Source organism: Bacteroides sp. MSK.20.82, assembly GCF_019052485.1.
In the GTDB taxonomy this organism is placed as follows: domain Bacteria; phylum Bacteroidota; class Bacteroidia; order Bacteroidales; family Bacteroidaceae; genus Bacteroides; species Bacteroides thetaiotaomicron.
The window spans coordinates 25,432-41,899 of the sequence record NZ_JAHQUN010000022.1 but is presented as its reverse complement, the minus strand read 5'-3'; the positions used below and the strand labels follow the sequence as shown (position 1 = coordinate 41,899).

At 39.9% G+C, this 16,468-nt stretch carries 8 protein-coding genes; all 8 read right to left on the bottom strand.

Annotated features, from left to right (window positions below):
- Positions 1-40: 40 nt before the first annotated feature.
- Positions 41-1,078, bottom strand: coding sequence for a glycoside hydrolase family 43 protein (locus tag KTR07_RS17165; RefSeq protein ID WP_008766598.1), 1,038 nt, complete (start codon positions 1,076-1,078; stop codon positions 41-43).
- Positions 1,079-1,101: 23 nt separating this feature from the next.
- Positions 1,102-4,230 (bottom strand): GH92 family glycosyl hydrolase, encoded by a 3,129-nt coding sequence (locus tag KTR07_RS17160; RefSeq protein WP_016268603.1) that lies wholly within the window; start codon positions 4,228-4,230, stop codon positions 1,102-1,104.
- Positions 4,231-4,336: 106 nt separating this feature from the next.
- Complete coding sequence (locus KTR07_RS17155) at positions 4,337-5,566, bottom strand: DUF4998 domain-containing protein (RefSeq protein WP_016268602.1); 1,230 nt, start codon at positions 5,564-5,566, stop codon at positions 4,337-4,339.
- Positions 5,567-5,585: 19 nt separating this feature from the next.
- Positions 5,586-6,785 carry a DUF5000 domain-containing lipoprotein gene (locus KTR07_RS17150; RefSeq protein ID WP_016268601.1) on the bottom strand — a complete coding sequence of 400 codons (1,200 nt, stop codon included), beginning with the start codon at positions 6,783-6,785 and terminating at the stop codon, positions 5,586-5,588.
- Between the two features lie 23 nt (positions 6,786-6,808).
- Positions 6,809-8,737: a RagB/SusD family nutrient uptake outer membrane protein gene (locus tag KTR07_RS17145; protein WP_217315467.1), complete on the bottom strand. Its 1,929-nt coding sequence runs from the start codon at positions 8,735-8,737 to the stop codon at positions 6,809-6,811.
- Positions 8,738-8,744: 7 nt separating this feature from the next.
- Positions 8,745-11,897, bottom strand: coding sequence for a TonB-dependent receptor (locus KTR07_RS17140; RefSeq protein WP_048697081.1), 3,153 nt, complete (start codon positions 11,895-11,897; stop codon positions 8,745-8,747).
- A gap of 236 nt (positions 11,898-12,133) precedes the next feature.
- The gene (locus KTR07_RS17135) at positions 12,134-13,294 is read right to left on the bottom strand and encodes a sugar MFS transporter (protein ID WP_008766592.1); all 1,161 of its coding nucleotides are present in this window, start codon (positions 13,292-13,294) and stop codon (positions 12,134-12,136) included.
- A gap of 10 nt (positions 13,295-13,304) precedes the next feature.
- Positions 13,305-16,448, bottom strand: a complete 3,144-nt coding sequence (locus KTR07_RS17130) for a GH92 family glycosyl hydrolase (RefSeq protein ID WP_011108135.1) — start codon at positions 16,446-16,448, stop codon at positions 13,305-13,307.
- Between the last annotated feature and the right edge of the window lie 20 nt (positions 16,449-16,468).

Below are 16,468 nucleotides of genomic sequence, written 5' to 3'. Positions count from 1 at the left end.
AGTTCCTTTTAGAAAATGATATGCCGTTGCTATATCTTAATTAGAATTCGTATGTATCAGGTGACCAGCTATCCAGCCATTGAATAGCCATGCTTCCGTCTTCACGGAACTGTATAGGCAACCAGATATAGGTTGAGTGAATTAGGTCTGTTTTATTCCATTTGTCAAACATGGCTATGTATGCGTCTTTCTTTCCTTGAATCGGCAGTACATGGGTACTTTGTCCATAGAAGGTTTTGTCGGCATCTTTTCCTACACAAGGATTTCCTTTTACGGTCCATGGTCCTAAAATTTGGGTAGCCACTGCATATTCCGCTTCATTGGGACTCCAGCCGGTACATCCCGAACTGATGACGTAGTATAGTCCGTTGTGTTTGAACACAGCAGGGGCTTCCCGGAATTTACCTGCGAAATTGCGTGTGAAAGTGCCGGAAGGTTTCAGGTAATCGTCGGACAGCAAACTGATATATAATGTAGAATTCTGTTCGGAAGAGTAGATATGATAAGCTTTGCCGTCGTCATCTTTGAATAGGGTCATGTCCCGGCTGATTTGCCCGTTCGGGTGCATCGAACCCAGATAGGTGAAAACACCAGTCGGTGAATCGGAAACAGCGACTCCGGCAGCAGCTTTATTGTAGTCGTCACTGTCCACGTGCAGCCACATTACAAATTTCTTGGTTTTGTCATTGTATATAACTTTAGGTCTCTCCAGCACTTTGGAAGGATGGAGATCGGATTGTGTGTCAGATATTTCCGGTTGGAGAACGAGTCCTTCATATTTCCAGTTGAGAAGGTCCTTGGAAGAGTAACAATTTACTCCACCGGCTTCCGTACGATAACATTCCCAACCGGGAACATTGGGATTCCAGTAAGTGGAATCACTTTTACATTCGCCATACCAGTAGTAAATTCCCTCGTGATATAATATACCGCCTCCGTGAGCATTTATTTTCTCGTTGTTGGTGTCGAGCCATTCTACTCCCGGAGTGATGGCTGTATACTTGTGTGATGTGTCACGTGATGACTGACATGATAATAAAACGGCTGCTGTGATAAGACTGAGTAAGATCTTTTTCATTTGTTACTATTTTTTTTATGATGTTATTTGATTCCCCAATTTTTATTCGGACGATCTCCCATTTCAAGTTCCAATGTGCCGCCTTTGAGCAGTTCTTTTGCCGGAAACTTGAAAGAGTTCAACTTCTTGCCGTTTAGTTTGGCGGACTGGATGTACTTATTTTCCCGCGAAGTATTGCTAGCTTTGATGATAAATTGCTTTCCTCTACCGAAATGTTTTCCCAAATCTATTTTTATTTTTTCAAACAGAGGACTCCCCAGTTCATAAACAGGTTCTGCGTTACAACCTCCGTCCGTCTGGAATAATCCCAATGCAGCCATGACAAACCAAGCGCTCATTTGTCCTTGGTCTTCGTCTCCCAAATAGGCATTTGATGTGTCAAAGCCATAATAGCGGTCGATAATGGAACGGCTCCACCGTTGCGTTTGCCACGGTTGGCCTGCCCAGTTGAATAGAAAGGCGAAGTGCATGGATTGCTGGTTACCTTGTACTACTGGAAAGTCCCAATACTGGTCTCCCGGGGCATTATACCTCCATGGCTCACTGGCTTTGAATCCCCATGACAGCCGGTCGATGAAGAGCTCTTTACCGATAATTTCGGTGAGTGCGGGAACGTTCTGAGGTACAAAAAAAGTAAGTTGCCAGGCGTTTCCCTCTACATAATGATGGTTAGCTCCTGATTTGAACGGATCAAAGTTCTTTTCCCATTCTCCATTGCTGTAGCGCATTTGGGCATAACCTGTCGCCGGGTTGATTGCGTTTTTCCACCAGTTGCCTCTGTTGGAGAATGTTCGGTAATATTCCTCTTTTCCCAGTGCTTTTGCTAGTTGAGAGACTGTCCAGTCGTCATAAGAGTATTCTAATGTGTTAGAAAAACGTCCTTTGTCGGCAGGTACATATTGATGTTGCAGATAAGTTTCCAAATCTCTGTTGCCGGCAAACCCATTGGCTACACGTTGAGCTGGGGTAGTTTGCATCTTTACGATTGCCCGGAACATTTTTTCTGCATCGTAATTCCGTATTCCCATTTGGTAAGTACTTACTAAAAGGGGAATCTCATGTTCGGCCACCATTACAGGTATGTATTTCATTCCGCTGGGGCCTTTTGCCAGCCATCCGTTGGCGTCATACATAGCCAACTGCGATTTTACCCATCTGGATGACCACTCGGGAGCAATCAGATTCCATACCTGATTCAGATTCCAAAAAGTATTCCAGAAGGCATCGCATCCCAAAGCGACAGCATCCGGGTCGTCCAGCTTTTGAATGTTGCCTGCTGCATCCACCCATCTGCGGTCTGCATCACTGAAAGTATTCCGGCAGAAAGCACGGTATAAATTGGTGTAAAATCTTACCTTTTCCCGATAATCGTTGCTGTATATCCGGACTCTGTTTAAAATATTATTCCAACTATCCGACTGATGTTTGCGTACAGCTTCAAAATTCCACCCGAATGGTTCCATTATCTCATTGGAAAGATTGTTGGAAGCCCCTGCCATATCTACATAAGATATTCCGGAACGTACCATAACTTCCGGATGATCGGTAGTATCAAATTCGGCATAACAGCCGAATCGCTGAGGGTAGCTGGCTGTCATAGTATCTGTTTCCCATAAAGTATGATCGTGCCATCCTCCAAATTTCTTGATATCTTTATTGAATTCAATCACGAAATAAATTGTATAGTTCTGATCCGCATCCGCCGACCATACATTTTTGGATAGCTGCTTGCTGAATCCTTCGATCCGTCGTGCTCCTGTTTGCTTTATACTTCCTTCAACAATTTGGTAATCGTATTCACTAGGGATTTTCAGGTCGATCATGACACGGGCATCCTTATCTTGCGGATATGTATAACGCTGAAAACCACACCGGGAGGTGGCAGTCAGTTCCGCCTTGATTTGATAATCGGTCAAGTCTACTTTATAATATCCGACTTTCGTTTCTTCACTTGTTTTGTCGATGGCTGAACGATACGAATTGGCATCTTTGACTAAGGAAGACTGGCTGCCTATCTCCGTTTTTAAAGGACCGTTGGCAGGCATGATGCCCAGACCCGCCATGGTCCATTCGTGTATGTGGCTAAACGTACCTATGCTCTCGAATGAAGGATCATATCCCGATTGCCAACCGCTATCCTGATTGTCCGGACTTAATTTGACCATGCTGAATGGCATCCACGGACCTGGTGCTATCATCCAACGGGAGTGCGCAGTTCCCATTCGTGTATCGATGTAATCGGCCAGTGTGATTGTATTGTGAGGTGCGCGTCTGATCATTCCTTTATCTAAGATTGCACCATCGGCGGATATGATGTAATGGCTTGTCTTGGGAGACTTGACAACTGGCATCGGAGCTTCTAGTATGTATCTTCCTTTTTCCAAACGTTGTTCCAGTATCTTTTTTCCATCTACTTTCACTTCAAGGAGAGGATGCCCGGAAAGATGTTCTATGTCTACTAATAGTGGTTGGGCTACAGGACTGGTGGTTTGAAAGTCCGCAGCTTTAACATCCCGGAGATAAACGGATTTGTTGACTTCATTTAGTTCAGCATTATCCGGCCCCATAAGTCTGATATCATCGAAGAGAATCCATGAGCCTTCGAGACTTGTAAGCGCGATGGAGTTGCTTCCTTTTCTGATCACTCCGGAGTTCAGAGGAATTTCGATCGTATGCGGTTTGATTTGTGAATAGTCACCGTCTATTGATTTTCCACTTCCTTTGGGAAGTGCATATTTCCATGATTTTCCGTTGATCGTTATTTTAAATAGTGCCGGAAATTCGTGGTGAGTATCTAATAGGTCTATGATTAATTTCCATGAGTCCGTTTCGGGAACTTCCTTCATACCAAAGAGTATGTTTAAAACATGAGTCCGTATACCGGCAGTATAACTTGTTCCTCCCCAATGATCGGCAGGTCCCGGCAGAACATAAGGAAAATCTTTTTGAGGGGAAGACAATCCAATGATATAAAACCTGTCCTCCCAACCAAAATCATTTGCCAGAAACTCTTTGTATTTGTCAGGGGACAATGCCAACTCACTGGCACTATGATTTTTCTCCCCGATTTGCCAGACAGTCTTGGTAGGTGCTGCACATAATCCGGATAGGAGGAATAAAAACGTGAATAAACTCAATGGTATTCTTTTCATATTAACTTTCGGTCTTTTGGATTCAAGATACAAATTTGTTTTTTACATAGGAATGTATCATTCTTTTTTTGTATACACTCCTATGCAAAAACAAATTCAACTGTTATCACTGTAACAAACTAACCTTTTTACCCCAGAACTTGATTTCGCTGGCGGAACCATAGGCCCCCATTCCTACGTGTGGAGCTGAGAGTGATTCTACAATACGGTATCTGATGTATCTTATATTTTCGTGTTCTTTATCGCAGGCGAACTTAATACTGGGTTGCCAACCGGAAACAGAAATGTTTTTTGTAGTCAGCTGTTTCCATCCTTTTGCTTTCGCACTTTCTTCCCAAGCCGGGTTTATAGATGGAACATCCGGTTCATGGCTTTCCAGGTCTTCTACATCTTCAATTCCCCATATTTGGAATAATCGAGGCATCCAGTCTGTTCTTTCATATCCGGTAAAGAACAGTTCGCATTCGGTAATCGTTGCTGTAAGTCCCATGTCAATGGTCAGATGATGAGGAACTCCTTGATTATCGCCGGCATGATAACCGCTGTCATAATTCCATGTATCATTGTTCCATAACTTTTCTACTGAACCGCCATAACCGTTTACAACATCTGAAGGCATATTTGCGTTGGCAAAGTTAGTTCTGGGGATTTCTACAATCGGATCGTCGGGCAAAGTGTATTCTGAAATGGGCAGGGATACGATATCCAATGCTGTTTCGCTGGGTAGGATTCGTGTTTCTACTGTTAATATAGAAGTAGCTTTCCAATCAGGTAAATTGGTTGAAGCAGCATCTCCTTTCACTGTTAAAGTTAGTAGTTGCTCATTTGAATCATAGTACTTAACTATTGCTTCCACCACATTGTCTGCCTGATTCCAAATTAAGTTGAGCGAGTTGTCGGCAATGACGAATTGTATATCGGTAATTCGCTTGGGATAATAAGTCGCTATGTGCTCCGTTCCGTATACATCTACATTGTAGGTTTCGGATAGTGAGGTATTACCTTCTTTATCCTTTGTGGTTATTTTAACGTAATAGTTGCCTTCTTCCACATCTTTGATTTCATAACTGAATTCAGGTTGCGTTCTGTCAATGTCTGTTGTGAAAACCTTGTCGTAACCTACAAGTTCTATTATGCAAGTCTTTGCTGTGGCTAGATATTTCATAGACCCCGTTATCATCATACGCTGAAATCCCGGATGTATTTTTACATCCGCCAGCTTTCCTACATAAATTTGTTCTCCGTCTTTGATATATTCAGAATAGGTATCATGAATATCTGTGCAGGAGGTCATACACAGGAGAATAGTAGTTATTATATATATTACTTTTTTCATTTCTGTCTATTTTATAAGGTTATTCTTCACCTTGGATATCTCCCCAAAGAGTGATTTCTGACATAACTGATGTTTCCATTCCCGACCATGACATTAAACTCTGGAACCGGAAGTAGCGAATGAATGGTACATCTTGGTTGAGGGTAAATACATGGCCTCTTTGGGCTTCCTCAATATCTTCCTGAGTAAGCGCATCACCAAATGCCCCGCCGGATGGTTTCTTCATTTCTCCATCAAATAATACCACCCAGTTATCCGGATTCTGCAAATCTTTACCCTCTTCGCAGCCATATAATTTGAAGTACTTGGGAGCTCCATGGGCATATAATAAGTCTTGGCTGTCCAGACGTTGCCAGAATTGGAATTGGCTGAGACGTACATTGACATTCAAATCAATACTGAAGGCATGCGGGAAAGGTATCGGGTATTCGGTATGTCCCCAGTTCCATCCACCTATTTGCCCGTCCCATAGACGGGAATGATAACCTTCGTGGTAATCCCAGCTGACATCATCCATAACTTTGACAAGTTGGAATTTTGTTTTATCTAATAAGCTTTCTTTCCAAGGAGTAATTTCGGCATACAATGTGTCGGAAGTGTTTTCCCATTTATCCCTAACGAAGATGGCTAATTTCAATAATTTATGTTCTAAGCCTTTTATAGTCAGGCGGCCTTCTTCCTGTTGTGAGGAGTATACGTCATGGATCTCGTATTCATTGTGCTCATCTACCCATTTGTAAATGTAGAAAGATAATGCACTTCTTGCTGCATTATTGAAATCGAGGAAGAAACCTCCAAAACTTTCAGTCACTTTTAATGATTCTTGTGTCTGAACGACTGCAGGAGTCAGAGGCTCAATAGTCACGATAGCCGGTGTGGAATAGTTTTCGTGGCGGTCTACAGAGTAAAGTTTGACCTCTCTCTTTTGTGTATCCCCCAGCCCTTCTATTACCAAAGAATCTACATACATGGAAGATCTTACTTCCTGCTGTTCTCCGCGGGTATTAGTGAAGATAGCTTTGACGTATAATAAATCGACATCATCGGAAGGAGTATATTTAATAATAGCTCCTCCGTTTACATTCTTCACCGATATATTAGTAATCGGTGCCGGAGCTTTTCCATCATTCGTACCGCGTGGTTCGGCCTCGTAATCACCGGCGCAGTTTGCAAAACAAACTGCTGCAAGTATTAAAAGTATAAAAGCTATATTTTTCATCTTTGTCATTTTTATGTTAAAAGTTACCATTGAGGATTCTGAACAAGTTTCGGATTTCTGTTGATAGAATTGGTCTTAATAGGCCATAAATAATCTCTTGGCATGAATTTTCTCGTGAAGAGAACTCGTGCATTATAAAAGTACTCCGGGTCCTGCTCTAATACCGACCAGCCTTTTATCTGAGTATTCAGATATGTAGAGCCTAACTTCCATCTGCGTACATCATGGTAACGATGGCCTTCGAATGCAAGCTCTATCATTCGCTCTTTCTGTATAATTTCACGCATTCCTCTTTGGGTGGTTGGCTTATCCGGGCGGTTGGAATGATTACGCCATGTATTTACCAAAGAACCTCCTTCATCCAGACCGGCTTTATTCCTGACCTGTTGTACATAGTAGTATACATCTGTAGTCGGAGTTTCATTAAGCTCGTTGAGAGCTTCTGCATATAGCAGGTATAGATCGGACAGGCGAATAATCGGGAAAGAATATACGTAATTGATATTGGTCGCACTGGTGTTTACGTTTTGATAACTAACCAATTTCTTTGTGAAATAACCTGTCGGTGAATATAGTTCGTCTGAAACGCCGGCAATATCTCCTTTCTTTGATTTGATAGGATAGGAGCTCGTTTCATTGTCGTTACAGCATTCGATGGAGAACCATTTTCCACCATCAAAACCAATATAGGCATAAAAACGAGGCTCTCTGTTTAAATGCATCTTGATAGTTGTGTAGTTTGGTGTAAAATGAATAGGATCATCTTCTGGAGTTGTTGTCAGTTTATATCTGTTTTCATATTCATAATCTTTATCCTCATCCATCGGGACTCCGTTCGCTGTATAGAATTGTTCTACAATTTCTAATGACGGCACAAGTTGTGAGCAACTACGAATCATTCTGTTCCCCAATGAATAGCTGGTTAAATGCGCTTGGCATAGATTCTGTATTCCATCTGTTGCATTGGAACCTAATGCCCATATTATTTCAGAATTAAAACGACCGGTAATTGTGTTACGTAGTGTCAACTCTTGTTGTAAAGTTGATGAAGGAGTATAATTTAGCTTCTCATCAAATTTGTATAAAGAAGCTCCGGCTTCGTGGGCAGTGTTGATGGCATCCAGGCACGCTGCGGCTGCCGCCTCCCATTTTTCCTTTTTATACTCTTGGTCGAAGAAAGGTATCCCTTCTGAATTGACAAATTCAGCATACATCGTATTGCCGTTGAATAAAGGACTGGCAGCCAGTATTAGTAATTTAGCCTTGATTGCTTTCGCAATAGGTAATGTGATACGCCCTAATTCCGTGCGTGGAGAAGTCACATTGAATGTTAATCCGGAAGGGATGTTCATGGCTTCATCCAATAAATCAGTTGTATAAGTGACGACATCATTAATCGTTTCTCTCTCCAGTTGCATCATATCTAAGTCTGCTTCTACGCTGATGTTCTCTTTAAGTAAAGGAATGGGCCCATAGTGCAACATGAGATAATAAATATAATATGCTTTCAGAGTCATCACTTCGGCTTTCCATTTATTTTTCTCTTCCATACGCATGTCAGGTACGCGATCGATGTTGTCTATAAAAATATTGCATTCATGGATTCCTCTGAATATGTTGTAGCCTCCCTGACCTCCATCCCAGTAATTTAGTAAGGGGTCGTTAGAGTTTTGCATACCACGTGCAATGTTGAATGAGGTTATATTTTTATAGTAGTGGGACTCTGGTTTCAGATACCACATTTCTCCACCGCAGATGAGGCCGGAGTTGTGATCAAGATTGGCTGCTGTAGGTACGAAGTTATAGCAGGTGGCTAAATATTTTTCAGCATTAGCCCGAGTGTTGAATGCCATTTCAAGCGTTGCGATATTATCCGGCACGATATCAAGATAGTTGCAGGATGTGATTAATATCGCCAATAATGTACTAGTGAATAAATGTTTGTATTTCATAATGTAATCAGAAGCTTAAGTTAATACCAAAATTGTAAACTGCCTGAATAGGATATTGCATTCCGTCGTTTCCTTGTTCTACATCCCATAATTTAAAACGATTCCATGCGAAAAGATTTAGTCCGCTGGCATAGATTCTCAAATTGGACATACCTAGATGGCTGGTCAGCCTTTTAGGTAATGTATATCCGATTTCGACTGATTTTAAACGCAAGTAAGAACCGTCGCGTAACCACCATGTACTGTTTCTGTTATTGTTTGCAATGTCAGTAGTTGACAATCTTGGGAAAGTAGCGTATATATTACGATTCGATTCAGACCAGTAATCATCCGCATATGCTTGCATCATACCATTGAGGTTATTTCCTCCGAAATCCATTTGCATGAAAGGATTTGTTGCTTTGGAATTAATAAAGAAAGAAGATCTCGCTGCTCCTTGAAAGAAACAAGAAATATCAAAATTCTTGTATCCCATCGACACTCCGAAGCCGTATACAATTTCTGGAGAAGAGGAAATCCCTATTGGAACAATATCTTCATCATTAATTATTCCGTCATTATTTACATCTTTGTATTTTATGTCACCGGGCATATATTCACCATATGTCTGAACAGGTGAATTTGCAATATCTTCTTCATCAATGAACAGTCTTTCCGCTATTAATCCATAAGTCTGATTAATACGTTTTCCAATATGACTAAGCCAAGGGTAAGGACGATAGGGTTCTTCTACATGCTCATATTTGCCTGTTGCATAAGTGAAATTGCCACGCACTCCTAACCAGAAGTTTTTATTGAAAGCGTGGTTGGCATCTACCTGCACTTCGAATCCATGTGAAGAAGCTTCTCCTTTATTAGCATAAAGAGGTGCACTGAATCCCATTTCATACGGGATGGTTTGGCGTTCGCCAAAGATGTTTTTTCGATATTCGGTGAAGTAATCGAATTGTATGTCAAATATATTAAATAGCCCAACTTCGAGACCTAAATTCATTTTTTGAGCAATTTCCCATTTGATTTTGTCATTTCGATAGCGTATCATGTCGATAGTACCGACATTCCGTTCAAAATCTTGTCCCCAACTGAAATTTGCACCACTACCGTTTAGATTTACCTCGGACATATAAAAGAATCTGTCATTCCATGCACCAATATTGTCGTTACCTACCAAACCGTAAGTTCCTTTTAGTTTCAGTTTATTGATAATATTCTTAAGGTCTTGATTCCAAAACTTTTCTTCGGAGATCATCCAGCCTGCTCCTATCGAAGGAAAGAGTCCGAATCGTTCATTTTTGGCAAATCTTTCGGAACCATTGTAACCAAAGTTTGCTTCAGCAAAATATCGTCCGTCGTATGCGTATGTAAAACGACCTGATAATCCAATGTTACGGGCTGGTAAAGATGTCTGTATCGAACTTGCGCCTCCGCTCTTATTCTCTCTCAGAACTCCTACTAATAATCCGGTGATATTATGCTTTTCCCGGAACGTACGGTTGTAGTTGAGAGATGCTTCATAATAATACGAACTGCTGACTTGATTCCCTTCTGCTGTATAATCCAAATCTTCCCGTCCACCATTAGGGTTCAGCTCCCTTAAAGTATATGTGTCGGTTAGTTTATCATAATAGCTGATTGAATAATAAAAGGGTGAAGTAGAACGTTGTTGTCCGCTGTATGAATTTCGGGTAGTACTTGCGAAGACTTTGATACTAAGTCCTGGAGTTATAAAATCTAATTTCTGATTTAATTCCGCCTGGGCAGAAATAACCGAATTGGTGTATTGTTTGTAACCACGTATCATTTCCGCATAGGGATTGATGTAATTACCATCACCTGCGTTACCAAATAAAATATGTGAAGTAGATGTATGATTTTCATCAGGCATATAATATTTGGGGAATAAAACAGGACTTGTTGCCATTGCTCTTCGGTATAGATCATTGCCGCTTACAATAGGACCGGTATAATCATCAAAATTGCCACTGAATTTTACAGAAAATGTAGTCGTCTTGGTCACATCAATATCAATGTTAGAACGTACATAGATTTTTTTTAAATCAATGTTACTGTTATAATTGTTTCGTTTATCTACCTTCATGATACCATTGTCATCCGATATGCCTAAAGAAACATAATATCTGGCAGTTTCACTACCTCCGCTCATATTGATGTTGGCACGTGAATTAAATACATTATCATTAAATAATTCATTGTACCAGTCTACCGCCGGATATACATAGGGATTTTTGCCGGCTATTGTTGATGCTATTTTCTCATCGGTATGAGGCCGGACAGCTAACGGATTACGTGTGAGTACAGCTTCATTGTGGTATTTCATATAGCTGATAGGATCTACCATGTCTATTCTTTTTGTAGGTGCTGACAATGAACCTTCCACTCTGGCACTAATTTTTACCTTACCGGGTTTGCCTTGCTTGGTAGTAATCAAAATGACTCCATTAGCTCCGCGTGCACCATAAATGGCAGTTGCTGTTGCATCTTTCATTATAGAGAAAGCAGCAATGTCATCTGCGGACAGTCTGGAAAGATCAGTAGTAGATGATTCGATATTATCGATTAATATCAGTGGACTTTTAGAGTAACCAAAAGTTGTCACACCGCGAATAAAGAATTCCACATTGTCATTTCCAGGTTCACCGGACAACTGGTAAGATATAATTCCGGCAACATTACCACCTAAGGCTTGAGTCAGATTACTGGTTGGAATTTTTAATCTTTCAGGTTTTAAGGTTGATATTGCTCCAATCACACTTTCTTTTTTCTGTTTAGCAAAACCAACCACAGTAACTTCATCCAATTCATCTACCTTTGGCAAAAGTTTAATGGTTTGAGGTACTTTATCTATCTTGTATTCAATAGATTGGTATCCTAAAAATGAGAAAATCAAAATAGAGCCTGGTTCGGATGAAATAGTAAATAAGCCATCTATATCCGAAATGGCTCCTTTTGTTGATCCTTTCACCTGTACAGTAGCTCCTGCAATAGGCAAATCTGTTTCATCCACAATTTTCCCTGATATTGCTTTGGATGAGTTGTTACTACTACTGGTTTGAGCTTGCAAGGTTACATAGCTTTCAATGATTAGAAGGAAAGCTATCCATAATACGAAGCGTGGTAAGTTGCATAAAAGCTTCTTCATACTCTGTGATTTTAAAAAGTAAGTCATAAGGGTTTTATATTAGATTTAATGTGATTTCTTGTATATAAAGGCTGTATATTTTAATCTACATAGTATTAATTGCTTATGATATATGTATTATATAATGTTTATATGTATATACATATTGCAAATATATATATTTAAAGCAGGAAAACTAGAAAGATTTATTTATTTAATATAAATTTATATATGAATGGTTGTTTTGAGAATAAATGTTAATGCGGCTTTGTGTGTATGGTTTTAAATTTATGAAACGAACATAAAATTAGATAGATTACACAAATTAGCATGACAAGGATGGAGCCTGATTGGCTTTCGGTATAATCTGCGCAAACTCCCATGAGAGGAGGAATGATGGAGCCACCGGATATCCCAGTTATCATGAGTCCTGATATTTCGTTGGTTTTATAGGGTAATGTATGCAAGGCTAGCGAGTAGATGACGGCAAATATGCTAGACATTGCAAAGGCTATAATGCATACTAATAACAAAATAATATATTGAGAATGTATCCAATAAATGCAGGACAAAGCTATTAATACAATGAACATATTGATCCGATAATAATAAATTTCGGAAAACTTTGCTAATAGAATTACACCACATAAGGTCCCCAAAGTGCGAGCGGCAAAATACCAGCTTGTACCATAACTTGCGATTTCTTTAGTCAACTCTGCATTTTCAATTAAAAGTTTTGGGGTAAATACATTCATTCCTACATCTAAGCCAACAATACAAATGATGCCTCCGAATAAAAGGCAGATGGTTTTATTTTTCAGGAGAGAAATAACTTGATAGAAACTGGATGTTAATCTTTTGTCGTCTTTCTCATTTATTGGAGTGAAAAATAACCAGATTCCGGAAATTAGAGTAATGGCGGCGAATATGGGAAACATTAATATCCAGTTGTTGAAATAAACAGAGCAGAATCCGGCCACTATAGGTCCTACAAAAGAAGATAGTGCTTTGATGAATTGTCCGGCTGTCATAATGCTTGATAATTTTCCTTCAGCGATAACATTGGTTAATAAAGGATTAAGTGACACTTGAAGGATGGTATTTCCTATGCCTAAAAGTGCAAAGGCGATATAACAGGCTGTCTGTGTGAATGTAAGTAATGGAAGTAACATTCCAATAAAAGTAGATAAAAGTCCTATCAGTGATATTGTTTTTCTACCTTTCTTGTCCATCCAGATAGAAATCGGAATAGAGATGAGTAAAAACCATATAAATACCATTGATGGCAGGAAACCGGCTTGGGTTTCGCTCCAACTGAAATAATCTTTCGCATAGGTGACTGATACTCCTACTAAGTCACAGAACCCCATAATAAAGAAACCAAAAAGAACTGGTAGTATCTTACTTTTATTTTTCATATGTGTTTATTTATTTAAATGCATTTGGATTTGGTCGGTCACCCATAATGAAATGAAGTGTTCCTCCTTTTTTGAGTTTACTCCATTCTATATAGTTATTACTAAGGCGCTTGTTATTGAATCTTACATATTGAATGTAACAATTGTCTTTGGATACATTTTCTGCTTTTATGATAAGTTTTTTTCCAGAGTAATAGGTGTTGTCTAACAGAATTTCTACCCGGTCAAATCGCGGACTCCCCAGTAACCATACAGGATCTTTGCTGCAACCGCCATCCATTTGGAAAAGTCCTATGCTGCTTAAGATGTACCAAGAACTCATTTGGCCTTGATCTTCGTCTCCCGGATAGGCGTCTCGGGGACCCATTCCATAATATTTTTCTTGTATAGCACGTGCCCATTTCTGGGTGTGCCACGGCTCACTGGTATAAGAGAAGAGGTAAGCTGCCTGCATATTTGTTTCATTCCCATGATTAATAGGATAAGCTCCCATATTATCTCCTAAAGCATTGAAGCTTACTTTTTCGGATGTTGCAAATCCGGCATTCAGCCGGTCGATGAATTGACGCTCTCCTATTAAATTGATGAGGCTTTTTACATCATGAGGAACGTACCAGGTGAATTGCCAAGCGCTGCCTTCGCAAAATCCGGGAGCATGATATGGGTTGGTGTTTTCGATCCACTCTCCGTTGGGACGTCGGGGGCGTACATATCCGGTTGATGGGTCGAATATGTTTTTCCAGTTATCAGAACGTTTCATAAATGTATTGAAGTCATCTTTTTTATTAAGAGCGTCAAAATATTGAGCAGCGCAATAGTCTTGATATGAGTATTCCATTGTATTGGAAACGTATGATTGATAATGCGGAGAATTCCAATCCCATGCGTCATCGTATAGAGGTACATAACCTTTGGTTATATAATCGGGATAACTTTCGTTACCGACTTGTCCTCCTCCGGGATAGTTTATCATAGTGGCTGTTTGTTGGTGAATTAATGCCCGATACATGAGTTGACTGTCGAAGTCACGAATTCCATGTTGATAGCCGGAGACTATCAATGGCAAAGCAGGATTGCCTATCATGACTCTGAAATATTTCATACCGGGATTACCATTGGGAAGCCAGCCGCCACGACGATAGAACTGCTCGTAAGTGTAAATCCAATTGGACATGTACTCCGGATAGAGAAGATTATAAAATGGACCTAATGTCCAATGCATTCCCCAAGCAGAATCACCTCCATATACGCTTTTACCTGGCTTGTCTATAAGAGCTTTGTTACCGTTCATATCTATCCATTCCCCATTTACATCATTCCAGATGGTCCGTGGACTGATAGAACGGTAAAGATTGGTGTAGAATTTTTGCTTTAAGAGGTAATTGTCTGTTGTGATACTGACTCTTTGGAAAAGTGTTTCCCAGGTATCTTGTTGATTGGTGACAACTTTATCAAAATTCCATCCGAATGGTCTCGCTATTTCTTCTTCCAGATTTAGCCGTGCGTTATCAATGCTTACTAATGAAATACCTGTCCTTACCATAACATCATCACCAGTGTTAAGGTTAAAGTCGAGGAAGATTCCTGCGTCCAGTTTGTCTTGACTGTTATTTTCGACTGTAAATACCTGTCGGGACTTCATGTTTGATTTATGTAGCTGTTCAATTTGGCTATATACTTTGTTTCGTATCCAGCCATTCATTGTTTTGAATGGCTTATCAAACTGCATGACAAAATGTAATTTATATCTTTGTACTCCATGGTATCCTGTTGACCGGCAATCGTTCAAGGTCCATCCCTCTATTTCTGTGTCAGATACTTTTTTTACGTATACATCATCTAAATTCCAGTCGTATTCTGCTGGAAAGAAAAAGTCAACTAGTATTCGTGGCTGCTCTGCTTTGTTGAATGTGTATCGCTGAAGGGAACTGCGGGTAGTTGCTGTTAATTCTGCTTGGATATTATAATCTGTAAGATTAACAGAATAATAACCGATTCGGGCTGTTTCGGTTTTCTTATTAATTCGGGAGCGATACCCATAGTCCGGCTGTTTTTCTGTTCCGGGTTGTATTTTTAAATCTCCCGTAGTTGGCATCATTAAGAGTCCTGTCATTGTCCATTCGTGAATGTGGCTGAATCCCATTATGTTTTCAACGTTATATTCATATCCTGCTTTCCAATGGGCATCTTCGTTATCGGGCATAAGTTTTACCATTCCAAATGGCATCCATGGTCCGGGGCCTATCATCCATCGTGAACCACTGGAACCAGCAAACTGATCAACATAATCAATTGATCTGCGTAGTTGCTGGTTACTACGGATAAATTCTTGAGTTGCTACTGTTTGTCCTTCTGTTGATATTTTAACTTTGATTTTAGACTGGTCTTTAAGTTTTCCGGTTGGAATTTCGTAGATATTCTCTCCTTCTTCTACTTGTTTGAATATCTTCTTTTGGTTGATTTGTATTTTAAGTGTTCCGGATTTTTTAGTTATAGTTTTCAGTAGAAGAGGCTGTGTTCTTGTTTTCCCTTGTTCTAATTCATAATCAGCCATTTTCATTGAAATAATAGGAGTATCACCTATCTTATTGATTTGTGTCTCTTGAGGTCCGTTTAGGCAAATGGCGTCAAAAGTTAGGGATTTACCGTTGAATAACTGCATTACAATCTTGTTGTACCCTTCCTTTAGAATTCCGGGCTGTATTGAATATGTTAGCTGTTTGGTGCCAGGCTTTATAGGAGAATCGTAATTCTTTCCGTTGACTTCCAGTCTTAAGAACATACAGTCTTCGTATTCTACATTCTCTATAAAAATATTCCATTGATATTTCTTTAGCGGATTGACATCGGATAGTTTTATTAAAATAGGAAGTTGTATCCTGCATTGTCCTGCCCAGTAAGATGAGCCAGCCCATTCAGCAGTAGGCCCCGGTATAATGTATGGAAAATCGGCCGGTGTGTGTTCGCCTGCATAAAAATATTTTTTATTATCCCCAAATCCGGAGATAATAAATCGATCTTTTCCATCCGGTGCTAAGGCAAACTCCTTGGATGAATTATCTGTTTTGCCAAGTTGCCAGATTGTGCTGTATTGTGGATATACATTCGCAATACAATATATGAAAAAGATAATTTGTACAATAGTTCGTTTCATAGTAGTTGGATAAGATGTTT